A 22,647-nucleotide genomic window follows, 5' to 3' on the forward strand; every position below is an offset into this window, starting at 1 on the left:
CATGGCCTTTTTTGTGGTATCTTTGATAGCTACGTCACCACTGATCTCATCATTATTTATGCCCAATGATCCAAGCCATATCGTCAGACCTGGTAATAAAAAAAAGCGTAAAGGGAAATTTACTGAGAAAGGACGTCAACTCGATGCCAACGCTCAACAAGCGATAAAGCAATTACTTGCTAACAAACCACATCGAAAAGACCTTCTTATTGAGTACTTACACCTTATACAAGATACTTGGTCCTATATCAGCGAACAGCACTTAATGGCCTTGGCAGATATACTAAAATTACCTCAAGCGGCGGCCTATGAAGTCGCCACTTTTTATCATCATTTTGATGTCATCAAAGAAAATGAGGCCGCACCACCGCCTATCACAATTCGTGTATGTCAGTCCTTAAGCTGCTGTCTGGCCGGTGCTGATAATTTAATACTTGAATTAACCAAGCAAAACCCAGAAAACATTCGAATAACATCCGCCCCATGCATGGGTTTATGCAACCAAGCACCCGCTGCTGCTGTCGGCAAAAATTATCTCGGTCAGGTAACCTCCAGCTCGCTCCTGTACGCTGCACAGAACAACCAGACACAGGCCAATGTGCCTACATACCAACGTTATGAACAATACATAAACGCAAACGGGTATCAATTACTCGCATCGCTGAGCAAACAAACTCTCAGCGTCACTGACGCTATTAACGAAATTGAAAAAAGCAATTTAAAAGGTTTAGGTGGGGCGGGGTTTCCTACTGCCAGTAAATTACGTCTTGTAAAAGCCGAGCCCGCTCCTAAGTATTTTTGTGTAAATGCCGATGAAGGCGAACCCGGCACATTTAAAGACAGACATTACTTGTCCACCGCGCCACATCAATTTTTAGAAGGCCTGCTCATCGCAGCATATATTATTGATGCTAATAAAATCTTTATTTATTTGCGCGACGAATACCCTGCTATCCATCAATTATTGCACAACGAAATTCAACTCCTCGTTAATCATAAGATCATTAAAGAAGATTATATCGAGATTAGGCGCGGCGCTGGCGCCTACATTTGCGGCGAAGAATCTGCAATGATTGAATCAATTGAAGGTAAACGTGGCATTCCCCGCCAACGCCCGCCTTATGTTGCTCATCACGGTTTATTTGGTCGGCCGACCTTAGTACAAAACGTTGAAACCTTGTACTGGATTCCCACAATTTTAACTGATGGCGGTGAGCACTTTGCACAACAAGGTAAAAATGGGGCCAGTGGCTTGCGCACATTTTCAGTATCAGGTCGTATCAACAAACCCGGTGTCATTGTTGCCCCCGCTGGCAGCAATATTCGCGAATTAATTCATTTAGCAGGCGGTATGCTTAAGGGACATTCATTTAAAGCTTACCTACCGGGCGGTGCCTCTGGTGGTATCTTGCCTTCATCCTTAGACAATATTCCGTTAGATTTTGGCAGCTTAACAGAGCACGGCTGCTTTATAGGTTCGCATGCCATTATTGTTTTATCAGACAAGGATAGCATCAAGGCAACGAGTCAAAACCTACTTGCATTTTTTAATGATGAAAGTTGCGGTCAATGCAGCCCCTGTAGAGTTGGCTGTGAAAAGGCCAGCTCCTTGTTATCCGAACAGCAGTGGAATAAACCACTATTAAAAGAGTTATGTACAACAATGGCTGACGCATCAATCTGCGGACTAGGCCAAGCCGCTCCAAACCCAATTTTATCGAGCATTAAATATTTCGGCGATGAGGTCTAAATGAGCAATTTAGTTTCATTTGTAATAGATGGCAAAAAGGTTTCTGCTGAACCTGAAGAATCAATTTGGCAAGTCGCTAAACGACTCGGCACCACTATTCCGCATTTATGTTTTAACAATAAGCCCGGTTATCGCTCCGATGGCAACTGCCGGGCCTGCATGGTTGAAATTGATGGCGAACGCACACTCGCCGCTTCGTGTTGCAGACACCCTAGCGATGATATGGTCGTTCACACACAGAGTAAACGTGCCACAGCAGCTCGTCGGCTTGTCATCGAATTATTAAGTACCGATGTAAATCAGCAGACGGTTGCGGGATCAACTTTCGATAATTTGGTGCAATCCATGGAGATTGGGCCTTCACGATTTCCAAAAAAAGTAACTAACACCCCCGACTTATCTCACCCAGCCATCTCTGTAAAGCTTGATGCCTGTATTCATTGTACGTTGTGCGTTCGTGCCTGCCGAGAAATTCAAGTTAATGGTGTGATTGGTCTAGCTGAGCGAGGTCATGATGAAAAAATAATTTTTGATTTTGACGACCCAATGGGGCAATCCACCTGCGTTGCTTGTGGTGAGTGCGTTCAAGCCTGCCCAACTAATGCACTCTCACCTGCTTCAGCCAAAGTCACTAAGACAGACAAACAAGTACAATCCGTTTGCCCCTATTGCGGTGTAGGTTGCCAAGTTAGCTTAAAGGTTAACGATAACAAAATCTGCTCTGTCGAAGGTGCTAATGGCCCCTCTAACCAAGGCCGCTTATGCGTAAAAGGCCGCTTTGGTTTTGATTACATTACATCTGAACAGCGACTTACCGAACCGCTAATCAGAAAAGAGGGTATCGAAAAAGGCGTTAATATCGACCCAGCTAACCCCTACTCGCATTTTAGAAAAGCCTCTTGGGAAGAAGCACTTAATCTTGCTGCGAAAGGTTTTTCAGACACTAAACAACAGCATGGTGCTGATTCTCTGGCTGGCTTTGGCTCTGCAAAGTGCTCTAATGAAGAAGCTTATATTTTCCAAAAACTAATTCGAGCCGGCTTTGGCACTAATAACGTCGATCACTGCACACGTTTATGTCATGCTTCCTCCGTTGCCGCACTCATGGAAACAATTGGTTCAGGGGCCGTTACCGCACCATTTATGGCAGTTGAAGACAGCGATTTGATCATCGTTATTGGCGCGAATCCAAGTGAAAACCACCCCGTTGCAGCAACCTTTTTTAAACAAGCTGTCGAGCGCGGTACCGAATTGGTTGTGATGGATCCTAGGGCTCAAGCGTTAAAACAACAAGCAACGCATATGCTACAGTTTACACCGAGCACAGATGTTGCCTTACTGAACGCCATCATGCACGTGATTGTTGATGAAAAACTTTATAATCAACATTATATTGATCAACACACCTCTGGTTTTAAGCTGTTTGCTACACACCTTAAAGACTATGCGCCTGAAAAAATGCAGAGTATTTGCGGTGTAACTGCCGACACCATCAAAACAGTTGCAAGGAAATATGCAACCGCCAAATCTGCCATTATTTTTTGGGGTATGGGTATCTCACAGCATACACACGGAACAGACAATGCGCGTTGCCTTATTTCATTAGCCTTAATGTGTGGTCATATAGGACGCCCCGGCACAGGCCTCCACCCTCTACGCGGCCAGAATAATGTTCAAGGCGCCTCGGATGCTGCTTTAATCCCAATGTTTTACCCCGACTACAAGCCAATAAGTGACTGTGAAACACAAACCTTTTTTGAATCCCTATGGGACACACCCTTGAACCCCAAAGAAGGCTTAACAGTCGTTGAAATTATGCATGCGATACATCGCAACAGCATTAAGTCCATGTACATCATGGGGGAAAATCCCGCCATGTCAGACCCTAATTTAAACCATGCCCGTGCAGCACTGGCTAAATTAGAGCACCTTGTTGTACAAGATATTTTTCTAACCGAAACAGCTATGTTTGCAGACGTTGTTTTACCTGCTACCGCCTGGCCGGAAAAAAATGGTACTGTAACAAACTCAAACAGACAGGTACAAATGGGGCGACAAGCTGTTGAACCACCAGGCAATGCAAAAGCTGACTGGTGGATTACACATCAGATCGCTCAGCGTTTAGGTTTAGAGTGGCCCTATTCAACACCAAAAGATATCTATCAAGAAATGCTGTTAGCCATGCCCTCATTAGCTAACATCAGCTGGGAACGTCTTGAGCAAGAGCATTCCGTCACCTACCCTTGCCCGTCCCCTAAGGAAGCTGGTCACGATATCGTTTTTGCCGATGGTTTCCCCACTGAAGACGGACGCGGAAAATTTATCCCTGCAAGCTTTTTGCCGGCTAATGACAAATTAGACACCGAATACGACTTTATTCTGACAACAGGCAGACTACTAGAACATTGGCACACTGGCGCAATAACTCGACGCAGTGAAGTACTCAACACACTCGAACCAGAAGCTTTTGTTGAAATGAGCCCCACCGATTGTTCAGCGCTTAAGGTACAAGCAGGCGACATGGTTTGCGTTTCAAGCCGCCGAGGATCTATTAACATCAAGGTTCGTGTTGACCATAAAGTACAAACTGGCCTCATATTCATCCCCTTTGCTTACGTCGAAGCAGCGGCTAATTTATTAACCAGTCATGATCTTGATCCCTTTGGAAAAATACCTGAATACAAGTTCTCAGCTGTCAAAGTAGAGCCAATTTAATGCCCAGCAACTCAAATAAAATTATCGGCGTCATCCTATCAGGTGGTCTCTCGAGAAGGATGAACAACCAAGACAAGGGCTTCATTCAACTCGCTCATAAGCCTCTTTTTGAACACGTATTAGAGCGATTGTCTCCTCAATGCGACTCAATTATTATTAGTAGCAACAAGGAGAGCCAGCAACTGTCTTCTTATGACTTACCTATTATTAAAGATTCATTAGAAGGGTTCTTAGGACCTTTAGCCGGGCTTTTAGCCTGCATGCAGTGGGTAAGAAAGCATCAACCCGGTGTACAATGGATTGCCTCTGTGCCCGTTGATACGCCTTTTATACCCCAAAATTTAGTCTCCAGGCTTTGTCAATCAATGCTTGAAAACACCGCCGATATTGCCTGCGCTACTTCAAATGGTCGCACACACCCCGTTATTGCCTTATGGCCAATTAGGCTACTTGATGACCTGGAAGCTGCACTAAGCAAGGAGAATATACGTAAAATTGATTTATGGACATCTCGCTACAAAGTCTCCCTCCCAGACTTCAGTGATAGCTTGCTTGACCCTTTCTATAACATTAATTGTCATGAGGATTTAGTGCACGCCGAAGCGTTGCTACGTAAGCCGAATGAAAATACAGCCTAAACTTAAGCTGTTACATCAAACACTATCTGCTCGGCCCCATTCAAAACTTGAAAATGTTGCCCTTTTGCTCGCGAAATTAATGTTACACCAAACTCACAGGCAAGCTCAAACCCCATCTTAGTGGCCCCAGAACGAGACAATAATATAGGCACACCCATTTGCGCGACCTTGATAACCATTTCAGAGGTTAAACGCCCTGTTGTGTAGAAAACACAGTCATCACCTTTAATACCCTTCAACCACATATGGCCAGCAATTGTATCAACGGCATTATGACGCCCCACATCTTCAACAAAGAACAATACCTCCTTACCTTTACAAAGCGCACAACCATGAACAGCACCCGCCTTTTTATAGACTTGGTTACGTTGCCCAAAATGATTAAGCAAATAATACAATACAGATTGTTCAATACTACGTTTGGCTAACACCTGCTCCTTTAAACTCTCAACAACATTACCAAACATCGTGCCTTGTCCACACCCTGAAGTAATTGTTCGACGTGCTTTTAATTTCTCAATATTAGGGTTCTTTTTACTCGATACAATCACTGCAGCATTGGTTTGCCAATCAACTTGAAGTACCTTTATATCTCCGATAGTCTCAAAGAAGGTTTGATTTTTAAGGTAACCCAACACCAACAATTCAGGAAAAGACCCCATCGTCATTAAGGTTACTATTTCTTTTTTATCGATATAGATGGTTAGCGCACGTTCTTCAACCAATTCAATTTCAATCGACTGCCCCTTCTCGTTGACGGCAAAAACACAAGATGAATCCTTAATTTTTGACGCTGTCATCTCGATCATTATGTTTTCTCTTTTAGAATTACCCCCTTATAACACGCAAAAAAAAAGCCATGCAAATGCATGGCCTTTTTAAACGCATAGAACAATTAAAGCAGGTGCTTTACACCATCACGTTCTTCTTTAAGCTCATTTTCCGTTGCGATCATTCTTTCACGACTGAAATCATTAATTTCAAGACCTTGAACGATTGAATAGTCACCGTCTTTAACAGTCACAGGGAATGAGTAAATTAAACCTTCTTCAATACCATAGCTTCCATCACTTGGAATTCCCATACTCACCCAATCGCCGTCTGCTGTTCCTTGCACCCAAGTACGCATATGGTCTAATGCAGAACTGGCAGCAGACGCTGCGCTTGACAAGCCACGTGCTTTAATAATGGCAGCGCCACGTTGTTGAACAGCAGGAATAAAGTCATCGGCATACCAGCTTGCATCGACCTTAGATAACGCATCTTCACCGTTGATTAAGCAATTGTGAAGGTCTGGGTATTGTGTTGCTGAGTGGTTGCCCCAGATTGTCATCTTAGTAACGTCCGTATTATGATTACCCGTTTTTTCGGCCAATAAGCTCATCGCACGATTATGGTCTAAACGTGTCATTGCTGTGAAGTTACGTGGGTCAAGGTCTGGTGCATTATTCATCGCAATCAATGCATTTGTATTTGCAGGGTTACCCACCACTAATACACGAACATCACGTTTAGCAACTTTATTTAAGGCTTTACCTTGTACCGAAAAGATGGCCGCATTTGCTTCCAACAAGTCTTTACGTTCCATACCAGGACCACGTGGACGAGCACCCACTAAGAATGCAAAATCGATATCTTTAAAGGCAACTTCAGCATCATCAGACATTGAAACACTTTGTAATAAAGGAAATGCACAATCGTTCAATTCCATAACCGCACCCTCAAGCGCACCTAAAGCAGGTGTGATTTCTAATAGGTGTAAACAAATTGGCTGATCTGGGCCTAAAAAGTCGCCAGATGCTATACGAAATAATAATGAGTACGAAATTTGACCAGCGGCGCCGGTAACGGCTACATGAACAGGTGCTTTCATTTCTAACAATCTCCTTAATAAAAAAGATGAATTATAGCTGATATTCGACTTTTTTTACTTAAAAACCATCATTCCTTATTAGCTAGGCGGTATTAAGCTATTCTTTTTCTCGAGATTTAAGAATTTTTTTTAAATCGTAATGATAGATAAAGCTCGGCAAAGCAAAGACAACAAATAAACATATTGTAACCACGTAGAACTCCCAGTTCTGCGCAGTATTTGTTCCCATTATTTTGTATTCCAAAGCAAAGCCAACACTGAACGTCAGCACATACCAACATAGCCATTCAAACCAGCGAAACCAGCCTGATTTATGCGCGATTTGTCTAATACAAAAAAGTTTATCGCTTAACCATGGCAAATTAGCCATAAGAATCGAAAAAATCAGAAAGATAACAATTGTTAATTGATTACTCATCAATGAATTTTAATGCTTATAATTATTGGTGCCGAGAGCGGGATTTGAACCCGCACGTCCATAGGACACTACCCCCTCAAGATAGCGTGTCTACCAATTCCACCACCTCGGCAAATCCATTCAGTTAATCAGGAATGGGCAGGTCATCAGCAGGCTTCATACCATTTTGCTTAGCCAGCCCATCTGTTGGTTCCACAAGGTTGTTGATTAAGTCCGCAGGCGTAGCTTCTGTTGATTTTGCTGGTTGTGAAACCGTCAAGCCATCAATAATATCATCAGGTGCTGCTCTATTGCCTCCTAGATAAGCAAGCGCTAGACTTGTTGAAAAAAACAATGCGGCCAAAATAGCTGTCGAACGACTTAAAAAAGAGCCGGAACCTTTAGCACCAAATACCGTACCGGATGCACCACTGCCAAATGCTGCGCCAGCATCAGCGCCTTTACCATGCTGAATCAAAATCAACCCTATCATCAATGCTGCAATAACCACATGCACTGATAAAACTATTCCAAACACACTCATTCTCTTATCCTTCTATACCTAAACGGTATGAGTTTTATTACGGCAGAACTTACCCACCAAGTTTATTTTTACGCTTTTTGGCAAATTGAAACAAACGCTTTTGCATCCAAGGATGCGCCACCTATCAAACCACCATCAATATCTTTTTGTCCAAACAATGACATTGCATTATCTGGTTTTACACTTCCGCCATATAAAATGCGAAGCATGTTAGCTGCATTTACATCTCTCTCGCTAACCAATGCTCTTATAAAAGCATGCACCTTTTGAGCTTCTTCAGGGGAGGCCGTTAACCCCGTTCCAATGGCCCAAACGGGTTCATAAGCCAGAACCAGTTGCGTCAAATCTACAGCGCTATTATTTAATAACGCCTCAACCTGATCGTTAATTACATCAAATGTAGCACCAGACTTGTATTCTTCCTGTGTTTCACCAACACAATAAACAGGAGTAACTCCAGTCATTTGGGCTGCCAGCACTTTCTTAACCAGCTGCGCATTTGCTTCATTAAATAGTGTTCGCCTTTCTGAGTGACCTATTAGTACCCAGCTACAGCCAACATCTTCCAACATATGCGCCGACACTTCACCGGTATATGCCCCAGACTGATACTCTGAAACAGTTTGAGCACCTATGGTTATCACTGTCGGTTTAGTTATTTCTTGTGCAGCCGCTATATAGACGAAAGGCACGCAGACTCCTATATCACACGTTATTTTATCATCAATTGTCGTTTCAATTGCACGTAAAATTTCACTTGTTGAGTCAAGTGAACCATTCATCTTCCAGTTTCCAATAACCAGTGATCGACGCATCAAACTTCTTACCTTAAAAAACGAGCAAGGTTAGCGGCTATTCAGCAATAAATCAATCTTAATTAAGCGAGCACTCACGCACAATTCACCCCTTAAGCGTCAAGTAGGCCTTCGACTGTTTTACTAAGGTCCATCGCCAGTTTTTCCACTAACTTCACATCTTCGCCTTCAACCATTACCCTAACTAATGGTTCTGTGCCAGAAGGCCTTAACAATACTCTTCCTGCGCCTTTTAAAACCTTCTCGATAGAAGCAACGGCTTTATTAATATCATCCGTCATCGCAAACTTTTTAGCACCACTTAGCTTCACATTAATCATACATTGAGGATACTTTTGAATATCACTTTTTAGTTCATTCAAAGAGGTGCTCTCGCGCATCATAATCTCAATCACTTGTAGAGCTGAAATAATTCCATCACCTGTTGTCGTTCTATCAGCACAAATTATATGCCCAGACCCTTCACCACCCAAGATTGACTCTGATTCGTTCATCAACTGAATAACATGCCGATCTCCTACTGCTGAGCGTAATAAGTCAATACCTAATCTATTGAGTGCATGCTCAACGCCTAGATTAGTCATCAATGTTCCTACAACAGATGAACCTGAATAACCATTTGATTGACGACCTTTGGCTAAAATATACAAAATATCATCACCATCCAACACTTCGCCTAAGTGGTCAACCATGATTAATCGATCGCCATCGCCATCTAATGCCACACCAAAGTCAGCATTATTGGATAAAACCGCCTCGGTTAACGCCTGAGGGTTAGTTGCTCCACAACCATCATTAATATTAATGCCGTTTGGCTCAGCACCTATTTTAATCACCTCCGCACCTAATTCACTAAACACATAAGGAGCAATATGATAGGTAGAGCCGTGTGCGCAATCGACAACCATTTTTAAAGAAGATAAGTCGATCATTGAAGAAATCGTGCTTTTACAAAACTCTATGTATCGACCCGCCGCATCATTAATACGGTTAGCTTTACCTAACCGAGACGATTCCACAACGATGAGTGGCTCGTCCATTTTTTGTTCTATCGCTTGCTCTATCTCATCGGCAAGCTTTTCACCTTCACTAGAAAAAAACTTTATACCATTATCATAATGAGGGTTATGTGAAGCACTAATGACTATTCCTGCATTGGCACGGAGCGTTCTCGTTAAATATGCAATTCCTGGGGTTGGCATAGGGCCTAATAACTGAACATTTGCGCCTGCTGCAACTAAACCAGCCTCTAATGCTGATTCAAACATATAACCAGAAATACGAGTATCTTTGCCAATTACAATTTTACAATGCCCTTGTTGCTCGAACACTCTCCCGGTCGCCCAACCCAGCTTTAAAATAAATTCGGGAGTAATGACCCCTTCCCCAACTAAGCCTCTAATACCATCGGTACCAAAATATTTTCTTGTCATAGTTTCCTCATTTGGCAGCCTGAACAGCCATATAGACTTTTAACGCATCAGCTGTTTCAGCAACATCATGCACACGAACAATAGACGCACCATTAGCCACTGCTAACAACGCGGCACTAACACTGCCAATTAATCTCTCATCGACTTTTTTATCTAATAACTGACCAAACATTGATTTTCTTGATAGGCCGGCCAATATTGGGCAGCCATGGCTCTCAAACTCTTTAAGTTTCGCCAATAATGTCAGGTTATGTTGTAAGGTTTTACCAAAGCCAAACCCTGGGTCTAATATAATCTTCCCTTTAGCAATACCAACTTGCTCACAGGCCGCTATACGCTGAGCAAAAAAATCATTCAGTTCTTCAACCACATTAAGGTAATATGGTTGATCTTGCATCGTGGTAGGGTCTGCTTGCATATGCATTAAACAGACAGGCACTCCTAAAGAAGCCGCCATATCCAGTGAACCCGGTCTCTGTAAGGCATACACATCATTGATAAAGTCCGCTCCGGCCTCTATGGCAGCCTTCATAACATCAGCTTTGCTGGTATCAATTGAAATGGCAATATCCGATTTAAGTCGAATCCCTTCAATAACAGGAACCACCCTTTGGATTTCCTCGTCTGTAGAAACAGGTAATGCATTAGGCCGTGTAGATTCACCGCCAATATCAATAATTGTGGCGCCTTGCTCAGCCATCTTCAAGGCATGTTGCACCGCTGATTCTATCTGTGTAAAAGAACCTCCGTCAGAAAAAGAATCCGGCGTAATATTAAGAACCCCCATAATTTGGGGGCTCTTTAGATCAAATATTTGGTCAAGACGACTCTTCACAGCATTAAGGTTGTTCAGCAGGGCCTCCAATAGTCGGCTTTGACTCCTTATCTGTAGCGTCTTTATCTTCTATCGTCGCTTTCCCTGAACCAGATTGATCATCATTTTCCCAATCTTTAGGTTCACTCACTGGCTGACGAGCCATTAATTGGTCTAATTGATCGCTATCAAGTGTTTCATACTTCATTAACGCTTCTGACATAGAGTGTAAAATATCAATATTTTCAGTCAATAAGCTCTTAGCACGCTCGTAGTTTCTATCAATAAACACTCGAACTTCTTTATTAATAAGCTCGGCTGTTTCATCCGAAATCATCTTAGTTTGACCACCAGAATGCCCCATTGCATTTTCATCTTCTCCGTAATTTAATGCGCCAAGTTTTTCTGAAAAACCCCATTGAGTCACCATATTTCTAGCAATAGCGGACGCTCTTTCAATATCATTTGATGCACCAGTTGTTACCGCTTCTTCACCAAAGATAATTTCCTCTGCTAAGCGACCACCATATAAGCTTGATAATTGGCTTTCTAACTTCTGTTTACTGATACTAATTTGATCTTGCTCAGGTAAGAACATTGTGACACCTAACGCTCGCCCACGTGGAATGATGGTCACCTTATAGACAGGATCGTGCTCAGGCACTAAGCGACCAACAATTGCATGACCTGATTCGTGATATGCCGTGCACCTTTTTTCGTCTTCACTCATCACCATAGAACGACGTTCTGCGCCCATTAACACCTTATCTTTAGCGTTCTCCATGTCGTTCATATCAACTAACTTCTTATCAGCTCTAGCCGCAAATAATGCCGCTTCGTTTACCAAGTTAGCCAAATCTGCACCTGAAAAGCCCGGTGTGCCTCGTGCAATCACATTAGGGTTAACACTGTCACCGAGAGGCACCTTTTTAAGGTGCACTTTTAAGATTTGCTCGCGCCCTCTAATATCTGGTAAAGGAACAACCACTTGTCGATCAAAACGACCTGGGCGTAATAAGGCCGGGTCTAAAACATCAGGACGGTTAGTCGCGGCAATAACAATCACCCCTTCATTACCAGAAAACCCGTCCATCTCAACCAATAATTGGTTCAAGGTTTGCTCACGCTCATCATTACCACCACCAATACCAATACCACGGGCACGGCCAACCGCATCAATCTCATCGATAAAAATAATACACGGTGCATTTTTCTTGGCTTGTTCAAACATGTCTCGAACACGTGAAGCCCCTACACCAACAAACATTTCAACAAAATCAGAACCCGATATGCTGAAAAAAGGCACTTTAGCTTCACCAGCAATCGCCTTCGCTAACAAGGTTTTACCTGTACCAGGCGAACCCGACATTAAAATTCCGCGTGGGATTAAACCACCTAATTTTCGAAACTTACTAGGGTCTGTTAAAAAATCAACAACCTCTCCAACCTCTTCTTTTGCTTCTTGAACACCCGCCACATCAGCAAACGTTACTTTTATTTCATCTTCACTTAATAGTTTCGCTTTGCTTTTACCAAAGGACATTGCTCCACGACCACCGGCACCGCCTCCGCCACCTTGCATTTGGCGCATAAAGAATATCCACACACCAATTAACAAGAGCATCGGGAACCATGATATTAAAATTGACATAAGCACCGATTGCTCTTCAGGTGGTTTGGCAATAATTTCAACACCATTTTTTAGTAAGTCATCAACAAGGTGAATATCACCAGGACTACGTGTTGTAAAACGCTCACCTAACGTAGTTTGACCACTAATATTAGGCCCATCTATGGACACTTTACTAACCTGGCCTGCATTAACAGCACTGATAAACTGCGAATAACTTAAATTACTAGTTGATGATTGTTTTGATCCACCAAAATTATTGAATACGGACATCAGCACGACGGCGATTACCACCCACATAATAATGTTCTTAACCATTTCGTTCAAAGTGTTACTCCCTCGTGATGTTTATGACAGTGCTCAATTAAACTGTTATTTTTAAAATTCATTCAGTAATTTATGGGGTTAGATTACTACAATTTCAAGCCCTTTGCCAAAAGGTAAACCTCTCGACTACGTGCGCGTGAAGCTTTGGGTTTGCGAATCAGTACTGTCGAGAAAACTTTTTTAGCCTCTTGAACATACTGGTCAAACCCTTCACCTTGAAACAGCTTTATCAAAAACGAGCCCCGGCTATTTAAACTGTTTTTTGCAAAATCTAATGCCAATTCTGCTAAATACATGGATTTTGGTTGATCAATCGCCTTACTACCACTCATATTAGGCGCGATATCAGACATCACTATATCGACTGTTTGATAACCGATTAAGTTTTGTAAGCGCTCAAAAACCTCGTCGTCACTAAAGTCACCTTTAATAAAGTCAACACCATCAATAGGATCAATATCTAATAAATCTAACGCGATGACTCGCCCATCGCCTGCGATTTTTTTTATGGCATATTCTGACCAACCACCCGGCGCGGCACCTAAGTCCACCACAATTTGTCCAGGCCTCAATAACCGGTCTTTTTTGTCAATTTCTTCTAATTTAAATACGGCGCGCGAACGAAGCCCCATTTGTTGAGCTTTTTTTACATACTCATCGTTAAAATGCTCATCCAGCCACTTTTGTTTGTTTTTATGCTTGGTCATACCTTTGCATTATTATTTGTTTACCCACTGTTAACATAGGTACATCTACAAAACAGACGCACCTTCTTGTATCTTTTAAGTGTAGAATGCGCGACCTAACTTAACAGAATTTAATGAAACACTATGGCATTATCAAATCAGCAAAAAAAGAAACTAAAGGCACACGCACACTCTTTAAAGCCTGTTGTTCGTCTAGGTCAGTCTGGCCTAACCAGTAATGTATTAGACGAGATTGAGTCTGCGATCACGCACCACGAGCTGATTAAGGTAAAAGTGTCTGCTGATGATCGAGATGACAAAAAAGCGATCATTCAAGAGATTGCTGATAAAACCGCCTCAGAACTCATTCAAAGCATTGGTTTTATGGCTGTTTTTTACAGAGAAAACCAAGATAAAAAAGCTTATTCGTAACGAACATCCAAAATTTCAAACTCTGTGACTCCACCAGGCGCTCTTACCTCAGCAACATCCCCTTCTTCCTTTCCTATCAATGCTTTTGCAAAAGGGGATGCATAGGAAATTAAGTTTTTCTTTATATCTGCTTCATCTTCGCCAACAATCGTATAGACAACCAACTCTTCTGTCTCGATATTTTCTAGCTCAACGGTACAACCAAAAATAACTTTGCCGTTAGCGTCCATGGTAGAAACGTCTATAATTTGTGCATTTCCTAATTTGCTTTCAATATCACGAACCCGTGCTTCTATTAAGCCCTGCTCTTCTCTGGCCGCATGATATTCAGCATTTTCTTTTAAATCACCGTGCGCGCGAGCATCAGCAATCGCTTCGGTCACTTTAGGACGCTTTACATTTTTTAGCTCGTCCAATTCTTTTTTAAGGCTTTCTGCGCCTTTTTTAGTTAATGGTACCTTACTCATAAATAATCCTTAATTTTTACAACTTAATGACGTGCTTGCAATGCGTGAAGCTCTCTGACTTCTTTCACAGTAATATCTGCTAATGCATCAATTGTCGCTTTAGCACCCGCCATAGTAGTGCAATATGTCACCTTATTTTGTAACGATTCACGACGGATTGAAAATGAATCAAGAATCGCTTGTTTACCTTCTGTGGTATTAACGATTAGCTGAATAGGTTCATTTTTAACCACATCTACAATATGAGGACGGCCTTCGTTAACCTTGTTGACTAGCTCACATTCAACCCCAGCTGCCTTTAAGGCATCTGCCGTCCCTTTTGTAGCCAGTATTTGCTTCCCGCGTGAAACCAATACTTTGGCTAAATTAATCATTTTATCTTTGTCAGCATCTCTAACGCTAAACAATACTTTATCTTTATTTGATAATTCAATACCAGCAGCACGCTGTGATTTACCGAATGCCTCTCCAAATGTATCCCCTACACCCATCACTTCACCTGTTGATTTCATCTCAGGGCCTAATAACGGATCTACATTAGGAAATTTAACAAAGGGGAAAACCGACTCTTTAACCGAGAAATACTTAGGAATGATTTCTTGAGTGGTGCCCTGATCTGCTAATGACTGCCCTGCCATACAACGAGCTGCAATTTTCGCTAACGGGTACCCCGTCACTTTCGATACAAAAGGAACTGAGCGTGATGCACGGGGGTTTACTTCTAAGATATAAATATCATCCCCTTTAATAGCGAATTGAATATTCATCAAACCGACAACGCCTAATTCACGAGCAAGGTCTTTAGCCTGTACACGCATTCTATCTTGCACCTGCTGACTCAAATCAAATGGAGGTAATGAGCAGGCCGAATCGCCCGAGTGAACACCCGCCTGCTCGATATGTTCCATAATGCCGCCGATTAACAACTCCTTACCATCGAAAATAGCATCTACATCGACTTCAACAGCATCATCTAAGAAACGGTCCAATAACACCGGTGAATCATTTGAAACACTAACTGCTTCTCGCATATATGTACGAAGTTCTGCTTCGTTATAAACGATTTCCATCGCACGACCACCCAATACATATGATGGCCTTACAACTAGCGGATAACCAATTTCTTCTGCATGAAGTACGGCTTGTTCTGGATTTCGCGCGGTTCTATTAGGTGGCTGTAAAAGCCCTAGCTTTTCAACTAATTGTTGGAAACGCTCACGATCTTCTGCCAGATCAATAGCTTCCGGTGATGTTCCAATAATTGGGACGCCTGCAGCTTCTAAATCTTCCGCTAGTTTTAGCGGTGTTTGACCCCCGTATTGAACAATCACGCCCTTTGGCTTTTCAAGGTGTACGACTTCAAGCACATCTTCCAGTGTTAACGATTCAAAGTACAAACGGTCTGAGGTATCAAAATCAGTTGATACCGTTTCAGGGTTACAGTTAACCATAATGGTTTCATACCCGTCTTCACGCATTGCCAACGCTGCATGGACACAACAATAATCAAACTCGATTCCCTGTCCTATACGGTTTGGGCCGCCACCCAATACCATAATCTTTTCACGGTCACTTGGCTGTGATTCACACTCTTCTTCATAAGTAGAATACATATAAGCTGTAGAAGACGAAAACTCACCTGCACAAGAATCAACCCGTTTATAAACAGGGCGAATATTCATCTCGTGTCGGGCTGCCCTTACGGCACTTTCTTTAGCGCCCAGTAAAGCAGCTAATCGCGCATCTGAGAAACCTTTTCGTTTCAATCGATACATTGTTAAATTATCAATTGAAGCAAGCTCACTGTTTGATAAAACAGCTTCTTCATTTAACAAATCTTCTATTTGAATCAAAAACCAGCGATCAATTTTTGTTTGCTCAAAAATACTTTCTAAACCAAAGCCTTTCCTAAACGCATCTGCCAAATACCAAATACGATCAGCACCTGGTTGTTGTATTTCACGCCTTAAAATAGCATCAACCCCTTCTTCGTTTAAATCAACGATTGGGTCTAATCCATTCTTACCTGTTTCAAGCCCGCGTAAGGCTTTTTGTAGTGACTCTTGAAATGTTCGCCCTACAGACATTACCTCACCGACAGATTTCATCTGCGTAGTAAGACGGTCATCTGCCATTGGAAATTTTTCAAAGGTAAAGCGAGGAATTTTCGTAACAACATAATCAATAGACGGCTCAAATGATGCGGGTGTTGCGCCCCCTGTTATTTCATTACTTAGTTCATCCAAGGTGTAACCGATCGCCAATTTTGCAGCCACTTTAGCAATAGGAAACCCCGTTGCTTTTGAGGCTAACGCTGATGAACGGGAAACTCGTGGGTTCATTTCAATCACAATCATCGCACCATTTTCTGGATTGATGGCAAATTGAACATTAGACCCGCCTGTATCCACACCAATTTCACGCAATACATCGATCGATGCATTACGCATAATTTGATATTCTTTATCGGTTAATGTCTGGGCGGGGGCAACCGTAATAGAATCCCCTGTATGCACTCCCATTGGGTCAAAATTTTCAATGGAACAAATAATAATACAGTTATCTTTACGATCACGTACCACTTCCATCTCGTATTCTTTCCAACCTAAGACGGACTCTTCAATCAACAACTCATTAGTGGGTGATAAGTCCAAACCTCGCTCACATATCTCTACGAACTCTTCTCGGTTATATGAAATACCGCCACCACTACCACCCATCGTAAAAGATGGACGAATAATTGTTGGAAAACCGATATCATCCAAGGCTTCAAATGCTTGCTCCATATTATGTGCAACAAATGAACGTGGCGTCGACAAACCGATTTTAGTCATCGCCTTTTTAAACAGATCCCTATCTTCTGCTTTATCTATTGCTTGTTTTGACGCGCCAATCATTTCAACATTATGTTTTGCAAGCACGCCATGCCTATCCAAATCTAGCGCACAATTAAGTGCCGTCTGCCCACCCATCGTTGGTAACAGCACATCTGGCTTTTCTTTTTCAATAATTTTTTCAACCGTCTGCCAATCAACCGGCTCGATATAAATTGCATCGGCTGTTTCGGGGTCCGTCATGATTGTCGCTGGATTTGAATTAACCAAAATCACGCGATAACCTTCTTCTCTTAGCGCCTTACAAGCCTGCGTTCCTGAATAATCAAACTCACAAGCCTGACCAATAACAATAGGGCCTGCACCTAATAGTAAAACGGATTTTATGTCGGTTCTTTTTGGCATAATTCTCTTTATAAATTTTTATGGCTAATTGCCAGGTGTACACAAAAGGGTGTCAACGTTTTCATTGACCGCTCGCTTAATTAAGCTTTATATGAGTCCATCATTGTCGTAAACCGGTCAAACAGATACACAATATCTTGCGGACCAGGGCTCGCTTCTGGGTGCCCTTGGAATCCAAATGCGGGGCAATCCGTTCGCTCTATCCCTTGTAGGCTCTTATCAAATAATGAAGTATGCGTTGCCTTTAAATTAGCTGGCAAAGAATCCGCATTCACAGCAAAGCCATGGTTTTGACTAGTGATCATAACCCGTTGCGTTACTAAGTCCTGTACCGGATGGTTAGCGCCATGGTGACCAAATTTCATTTTTACTGTTGAGGCACCACTGGCTAACGCCAACAATTGATAGCCTAAACAGATACCAAATACGGGGACTTTCTCTTTTAAAATAGTTTTGATGGCCTCAATGGCATAATCACATGGCTCTGGATCGCCGGGGCCATTTGATAAAAACACACCATCTGGTGACATTGCTAACACCTCTGAAGCTGGCGTTTTCGCTGGTACAACACAGACTTCGCAGCCCGACTCCACCAACAACCTAAGAATATTTCGCTTAACGCCAAAGTCATACGCGACAACCTTGTAGTTTGCTTTCTTCGTTGCAGTCTTGCTTGTTTGCCCTAACTGCCAAACTGGGCTTGTCCAGTCATAAGGTTTTTTGCAGGACACCAGCTGCGCAAGATCAAGCCCTTTAAGTGGCGTCACTTCTTTTGCTGATGCTAAGGCATGCGCCTCATCAACTTCCTCACCGGCTATGATACAGCCTCGTTGCGCGCCTTTTTCACGTAGAATTCTTGTCAACCTACGCGTATCAATATCAGCAATTGCAACGATATTATTTCTAGCTAAATATGCAGATAAGGACTCTTCTGAACGCCAATTACTATGCAGTAACGGTAAATCCCTAATAACCAAGCCCTGCACATGAACTGCGGCAGACTCTTCATCTTCAGCATTTGCGCCAACATTACCAATATGCGGGTACGTTAGCGTTACAATTTGATGTGAATAGGATGGGTCAGTGAGAATTTCTTGGTAACCCGTCATCGACGTATTAAAAACAACTTCGCCTGTTGTCAGGCCTTGAACGCCAATTGATTGGCCGTGAAACACACTACCGTCTTCGAGAACCAGTATCGCTTTGTCAGACAAATTACACCACCTTTAGATATACAAAACGGGAAGAACCTTTACTGGCACCACCCGTTTTGATTGTTAATATGTATGACCGCGAATTTTACTGGATTAAGTGCCTCATTGTCCATTCCAACACGAGCATATTTTTTAGCAAATTATTTTGCGACATCCAGCGATTTCGACAAATACGCATTCATTATTAGCGTGGGGTCTTCTTTTAACCTTTCTTTCCATTCCCCTAAAGGTATTTCCGATTGAATCAATCCTCGCATAACACCAATAAAATCCGTACGACCAACTGTGATAGCACCCACCAGCAAATCATCTTTAAAGTTTAAACGAATATATTTATAGTTATCTTTATCTAGCAAAACTGCACTGTCACCACCTTCTACTCCGCCCCAACTGCCAAATGAAGTTGATACTAAACCAGATGTATCAAGAACATTCATGCTTAAACTACCTTTATAGGTAGAGTTACCACCCATCATATTAACCGCAGCTATCCGCCCATGATCAACGGCTGTTGGCTGAATAGCGTGCACTGAATTTCCACCTGTTGAAAAGTCTGGCCCCTGAGCAACATCACCAGCAGCAAAAACATCTTCAACACTGGTATGCAGCCCCGCATCGACAAGAATACCGTTATCCGTTTCAATACCACTGCCTTCTAAAAACTCAATATTTGAATAAACCCCTGTTGCAACAATAATCAAATCGTATTCAGTTAAGCTGTCGTCATCACGCTTCAAAGCTGGGCCAGGCTCAATTGATTTAATACTACTGGGCAGGATCATCTCCACCCCTTTTGCTTCACACCAAGACTGAATCATTTTGCCTGCGGTTTCATCCATCATCCGGCTAACCATAAAGCCAGTACGCCCCAGCATAACAGTCAGATTAACGCCTTTTTTTAGCATTGCCTCAATAATAATAGAGGCAACAAAGCCAGCCCCTAATAAAGCTACTTTAGAGCCTGGTTTAATTGAATCAAGTATTCGTCGACCATCCGCTAATGTCCAACAATTCACCACACCATCTGTTTCCGATCCCGGGAAAGGGCAATTTGCAGGACGCGAACCAGTCGCAATCATCAACTTGTCATACTCAAAGACATCACCACTATCAATAACAACCTGATGGCTTTTAGTCTCTACCTTTTCAACCCTTGCAATAACATGGTTAATATTCAAATCATCGAAATGGCCCGCTGTTTTTCTAAGGTGCGTGCCCGTATCTTGTATCATTCCACTTAAGTAATATGGCAACGCCATACGGGAATATGGTGACTCTTTTTCTTGACCAATCATCGTGATTGAACAATTTGCATCGGCTTTTCTCAGCGTCTCTGCTGCCCTCACAGAGGCTGGCCCAGCACCAATCAGAACGTACTTTTTAATATTCGATGAAGCCTGCGCCGGCTCAACTGTTTTAACTTGTGACATTACTTTTCTCTCCTATGTGTCGGCATCCGGCTTTATACTTTTAATTACCAGCTCCCAACAGTATTGATGTCCTGCTTTATTACTGATTCTTATAACAGTATTTACATAAACCCTTACGTTATCTTTAAATATTAACAGAAAACTATCAATACAAAAGACGGCATTTAATCTTTCAGACCTAGTACGTCTTGCATGTCATATAAGCCAGGAGGTTGATCGGCAAGCCAACAAGCCGCCCTGATTGCACCAGTAGCAAAAGTCATTCGACTTGTTGCTTTATGACTGATTTCAATGCGCTCACCTTCATCGGCAAACATAACAGTGTGCTCACCTACAATATCCCCACCTCTGATGGTAGAAAAACCAATGGTTCCCTCTTCACGCTCACCAGTAATACCTTCGCGCGCATAAACTGCACACTCATCTAATGCCTTACCCATTGCATTTGCAACCACTTCGCCCATTTTTAAAGCAGTCCCGGATGGCGCATCCACTTTATGCTTATGGTGTGCTTCAATCACCTCAATATCAACAGATTGGCCGATTGCTTTTGCCGCCAACTCTAAAAGTTTTAACGTTACATTGACACCAATACCCATATTAGGCGCAAACACAATTGGGATATTTTTTGACGCTGACACTATCTGCGCTTTATCCGCCTCGCTAAATCCGGTCGTGCCAATTACGATTGCTTTTTTCTGTGACTGACAAAAAGACACCTTATCCAAACAAGCCTCAGGCCGAGTAAAGTCAACTAAAACATCAAAGTTAGGCGCTTGGTTTGAAAAATCTGAAACAACGTGAACTTGCTGCTGGCTCAACCCTGCCATTTCACCTGCATCTTTACCGATTGCAGGAGAGCCATCACGCTCAATAGCGACACCCAGTGTTGCCAACTTATTTTGTTGGCACGCTTTAATTAAGTTAAGTCCCATTCGGCCACTTGCGCCAGATACCGCTATTTTTGTCATCTTTTCCCCTTATCAACATCACCTAGGCTATACACATCACTACAGCCTTTATTTTACTTTATAGAAACTCTAAACCTGTTAAGACTTCATTTTGTCAAAAAAACTTTTAACACCACCTAACCACGAATGCTCTTGTGGATTGTGCTTAGTGCCACCCGTTTTAAATGATGCTTCTAACTGTTCAACCAACGCCTTTTGTTCAGCTGTTAAACTAACTGGCGTTTCAACATTAACGCGACACATTAAGTCCCCGACAGGTCCTCCTCTTACAGGCTTAACACCTTTACCGCGCAACCTAAATAACTTACCTGTTTGCGTTTCGGGCGGAACTTTTAATTTAACTTTTCCAGACAAGGTAGGCACCTCAAGTTCGCCACCAAGTGTTGCTGTTGCAAAGCTAATGGGCATATCGCAATACAAATTTGCACCATCACGTGTAAATATGGCATGTTCACGAACATTAACTTGAACATATAAATCACCAGCAGGCCCACCATGATCTCCTGCTTCTCCTTCACCACCCAAGCGGATACGATCGCCAGTATCAACACCGGCAGGAATTTTTACCGATAATGTTTTTTGCTCTTTAGTTTTCCCTGTACCCCGACATTTACCACAAGGGTCTGTAATTTGCGATCCTGACCCATGACACGTTGGACAAGTTTGTTGAACAGAAAACATCCCTTGTTGCATACGCACTTGACCATGACCAGCACATGATGAACAAACACCTGACTTACCACTTTTAGAACCGGTACCCTTACAAGTCGTACAACTAACAGAAGTAGGGATTTTTATTTTGGTTTCCATACCAAAAACAGCCTCTTCTAAAGACAAATCCAAGTTATAGCGTAAATCCGCACCACGAGTCACTTGGCTACGATGACCGCCTCCACCACCGCCAAATATATCGCCGAAAACGTCGCCAAATACATCACTAAATGAATCGCCACCAGAGTGTCCTCTGCCGCCACCCATAGAAGGATCCACGCCCGCATGACCGAATTGGTCATAAGCGGCGCGTTTTTGCTCATCACTTAAAATAGCGTATGCTTCTTGAATATCTTTAAATTTAGCCTCGGCATCTGGGTTATCAGTATTTCTATCCGGATGATACTTCATCGCCAAACGTCGATATGCTTTTTTTATTTCGCGCTCACTGGCATTTCGAGCAACGTCTAGTGTTTTGTAAAAATCTGCTTTTTCCATGACTCTCAAACCTTTAATACGTCAAAGCCACCGATAAATCGGCGGCCATGTCGTAGCCCAACA

General features: G+C 42.5%; 18 protein-coding genes, 1 tRNA gene and 1 pseudogene. 4 read left to right on the plus strand and 16 right to left on the minus strand.

Going from position 1 to position 22,647, the window contains the following annotated elements; all coding sequences use genetic code 11:
• The first annotated feature begins 13 nt into the window (after positions 1-13).
• Genes Q91_RS07315 through mobA form a run of 3 tightly spaced genes read left to right on the plus strand, consistent with a single transcriptional unit; the run spans position 14 to position 5,103 of the window.
• Positions 14-1,750: an NAD(P)H-dependent oxidoreductase subunit E gene (locus Q91_RS07315; protein ID WP_238538322.1), complete on the plus strand. Its 1,737-nt coding sequence runs from the start codon at positions 14-16 to the stop codon at positions 1,748-1,750.
• Positions 1,751-4,465, plus strand: a complete 2,715-nt coding sequence (fdhF, locus tag Q91_RS07320) for a formate dehydrogenase subunit alpha (RefSeq protein WP_015006248.1) — start codon at positions 1,751-1,753, stop codon at positions 4,463-4,465. It abuts the gene before it with no gap.
• Positions 4,465-5,103, plus strand: a complete 639-nt coding sequence (gene mobA, locus Q91_RS07325) for a molybdenum cofactor guanylyltransferase MobA (protein ID WP_015006249.1) — start codon at positions 4,465-4,467, stop codon at positions 5,101-5,103. The genes fdhF and mobA overlap by 1 nt, the downstream gene beginning before the upstream one ends.
• Before the next feature lie 2 nt (positions 5,104-5,105).
• On the opposite strand, the gene Q91_RS07330 is transcribed toward mobA, so the two are convergent.
• From Q91_RS07330 to rlmE, 10 genes and pseudogenes are all read right to left on the minus strand, one after another.
• Positions 5,106-5,912, minus strand: coding sequence for a formate dehydrogenase accessory sulfurtransferase FdhD (locus Q91_RS07330; protein WP_015006250.1), 807 nt, complete (start codon positions 5,910-5,912; stop codon positions 5,106-5,108).
• A gap of 86 nt (positions 5,913-5,998) precedes the next feature.
• The gene (locus Q91_RS07335; protein WP_015006251.1) at positions 5,999-6,976 is read right to left on the minus strand and encodes a malate dehydrogenase; all 978 of its coding nucleotides are present in this window, start codon (positions 6,974-6,976) and stop codon (positions 5,999-6,001) included.
• 97 nt (positions 6,977-7,073) lie between these two features.
• Complete coding sequence (locus Q91_RS07340; RefSeq protein ID WP_015006252.1) at positions 7,074-7,394, minus strand: DUF2818 family protein; 321 nt, start codon at positions 7,392-7,394, stop codon at positions 7,074-7,076.
• 26 nt (positions 7,395-7,420) lie between these two features.
• Positions 7,421-7,506: transfer RNA gene (locus Q91_RS07345), tRNA-Leu, on the minus strand.
• A gap of 191 nt (positions 7,507-7,697) precedes the next feature.
• Positions 7,698-7,917 (minus strand): annotated as a pseudogene (gene secG / locus Q91_RS11855) (preprotein translocase subunit SecG); the annotation flags it as partial.
• Positions 7,918-7,985: 68 nt separating this feature from the next.
• Positions 7,986-8,732 carry a triose-phosphate isomerase gene (gene tpiA, locus Q91_RS07355; RefSeq protein ID WP_015006254.1) on the minus strand — a complete coding sequence of 249 codons (747 nt, stop codon included), beginning with the start codon at positions 8,730-8,732 and terminating at the stop codon, positions 7,986-7,988.
• A 92-nt stretch (positions 8,733-8,824) separates the two neighbouring features.
• The gene (gene glmM, locus Q91_RS07360) at positions 8,825-10,165 is read right to left on the minus strand and encodes a phosphoglucosamine mutase (protein ID WP_015006255.1); all 1,341 of its coding nucleotides are present in this window, start codon (positions 10,163-10,165) and stop codon (positions 8,825-8,827) included.
• Positions 10,166-10,172: 7 nt separating this feature from the next.
• Positions 10,173-10,952: a dihydropteroate synthase gene (gene folP / locus Q91_RS07365; protein ID WP_015006256.1), complete on the minus strand. Its 780-nt coding sequence runs from the start codon at positions 10,950-10,952 to the stop codon at positions 10,173-10,175.
• Between the two features lie 52 nt (positions 10,953-11,004).
• Complete coding sequence (gene ftsH, locus Q91_RS07370) at positions 11,005-12,927, minus strand: ATP-dependent zinc metalloprotease FtsH (protein WP_020162380.1); 1,923 nt, start codon at positions 12,925-12,927, stop codon at positions 11,005-11,007.
• A 95-nt stretch (positions 12,928-13,022) separates the two neighbouring features.
• Positions 13,023-13,643 carry a 23S rRNA (uridine(2552)-2'-O)-methyltransferase RlmE gene (gene rlmE, locus Q91_RS07375; RefSeq protein WP_015006258.1) on the minus strand — a complete coding sequence of 207 codons (621 nt, stop codon included), beginning with the start codon at positions 13,641-13,643 and terminating at the stop codon, positions 13,023-13,025.
• A 123-nt stretch (positions 13,644-13,766) separates the two neighbouring features.
• Between rlmE and yhbY the strand changes: the two genes are divergently transcribed.
• A complete protein-coding gene (gene yhbY / locus Q91_RS07380) occupies positions 13,767-14,054 on the plus strand; it encodes a ribosome assembly RNA-binding protein YhbY (protein ID WP_015006259.1) in 288 nt (95 codons plus the stop codon).
• Here the strand turns inward: yhbY and greA are convergent.
• The 6 genes from greA to dnaJ all read right to left on the minus strand — a co-directional run bounded on the left by greA (position 14,045) and on the right by dnaJ (position 22,584).
• Complete coding sequence (greA, locus tag Q91_RS07385; protein ID WP_015006260.1) at positions 14,045-14,521, minus strand: transcription elongation factor GreA; 477 nt, start codon at positions 14,519-14,521, stop codon at positions 14,045-14,047. The two genes, yhbY and greA, sit on opposite strands and share 10 nt — an antisense overlap.
• A gap of 23 nt (positions 14,522-14,544) precedes the next feature.
• Entirely contained in the window at positions 14,545-17,760 is a 3,216-nt protein-coding gene (gene carB, locus Q91_RS07390; RefSeq protein ID WP_015006261.1) for a carbamoyl-phosphate synthase large subunit, read from the minus strand.
• Positions 17,761-17,840: 80 nt separating this feature from the next.
• Positions 17,841-18,974, minus strand: coding sequence for a glutamine-hydrolyzing carbamoyl-phosphate synthase small subunit (carA, locus tag Q91_RS07395; protein ID WP_015006262.1), 1,134 nt, complete (start codon positions 18,972-18,974; stop codon positions 17,841-17,843).
• 140 nt (positions 18,975-19,114) lie between these two features.
• Positions 19,115-20,404, minus strand: coding sequence for an NAD(P)/FAD-dependent oxidoreductase (locus Q91_RS07400; RefSeq protein WP_015006263.1), 1,290 nt, complete (start codon positions 20,402-20,404; stop codon positions 19,115-19,117).
• A 164-nt stretch (positions 20,405-20,568) separates the two neighbouring features.
• Positions 20,569-21,375: a 4-hydroxy-tetrahydrodipicolinate reductase gene (gene dapB / locus Q91_RS07405; RefSeq protein WP_015006264.1), complete on the minus strand. Its 807-nt coding sequence runs from the start codon at positions 21,373-21,375 to the stop codon at positions 20,569-20,571.
• Between the two features lie 78 nt (positions 21,376-21,453).
• The gene (dnaJ, locus tag Q91_RS07410; protein ID WP_015006265.1) at positions 21,454-22,584 is read right to left on the minus strand and encodes a molecular chaperone DnaJ; all 1,131 of its coding nucleotides are present in this window, start codon (positions 22,582-22,584) and stop codon (positions 21,454-21,456) included.
• Positions 22,585-22,647: the final 63 nt, after the last annotated feature.

Source organism: Cycloclasticus sp. P1, from assembly GCF_000299965.1.
Taxonomy (GTDB): Bacteria; Pseudomonadota; Gammaproteobacteria; order Methylococcales; family Cycloclasticaceae; genus Cycloclasticus; species Cycloclasticus pugetii.

Bases quoted from the DNA above. Each gene is read 5' to 3' on its own strand.
- Q91_RS07330 (WP_015006250.1), bottom strand. From the start codon at position 5,912: ATGATCGAGATGACAGCGTCAAAAATTAAGGATTCATCTTGTGTTTTT.
- carB (WP_015006261.1), bottom strand. From the start codon at position 17,760: ATGCCAAAAAGAACCGACATAAAATCCGTTTTACTATTAGGTGCAGGC.
- Q91_RS07400 (WP_015006263.1), bottom strand. From the start codon at position 20,404: ATGTCACAAGTTAAAACAGTTGAGCCGGCGCAGGCTTCATCGAATATT.
- glmM (WP_015006255.1), bottom strand. From the start codon at position 10,165: ATGACAAGAAAATATTTTGGTACCGATGGTATTAGAGGCTTAGTTGGG.
- Q91_RS07335 (WP_015006251.1), bottom strand. From the start codon at position 6,976: ATGAAAGCACCTGTTCATGTAGCCGTTACCGGCGCCGCTGGTCAAATT.
- folP (WP_015006256.1), bottom strand. From the start codon at position 10,952: ATGGGGGTTCTTAATATTACGCCGGATTCTTTTTCTGACGGAGGTTCT.
- Q91_RS07340 (WP_015006252.1), bottom strand. From the start codon at position 7,394: ATGAGTAATCAATTAACAATTGTTATCTTTCTGATTTTTTCGATTCTT.
- fdhF (WP_015006248.1), top strand. From the start codon at position 1,751: ATGAGCAATTTAGTTTCATTTGTAATAGATGGCAAAAAGGTTTCTGCT.
- dapB (WP_015006264.1), bottom strand. From the start codon at position 21,375: ATGACAAAAATAGCGGTATCTGGCGCAAGTGGCCGAATGGGACTTAAC.
- tpiA (WP_015006254.1), bottom strand. From the start codon at position 8,732: ATGCGTCGATCACTGGTTATTGGAAACTGGAAGATGAATGGTTCACTT.
- greA (WP_015006260.1), bottom strand. From the start codon at position 14,521: ATGAGTAAGGTACCATTAACTAAAAAAGGCGCAGAAAGCCTTAAAAAA.
- rlmE (WP_015006258.1), bottom strand. From the start codon at position 13,643: ATGACCAAGCATAAAAACAAACAAAAGTGGCTGGATGAGCATTTTAAC.
- mobA (WP_015006249.1), top strand. From the start codon at position 4,465: ATGCCCAGCAACTCAAATAAAATTATCGGCGTCATCCTATCAGGTGGT.
- ftsH (WP_020162380.1), bottom strand. From the start codon at position 12,927: ATGGTTAAGAACATTATTATGTGGGTGGTAATCGCCGTCGTGCTGATG.
- yhbY (WP_015006259.1), top strand. From the start codon at position 13,767: ATGGCATTATCAAATCAGCAAAAAAAGAAACTAAAGGCACACGCACAC.
- dnaJ (WP_015006265.1), bottom strand. From the start codon at position 22,584: ATGGAAAAAGCAGATTTTTACAAAACACTAGACGTTGCTCGAAATGCC.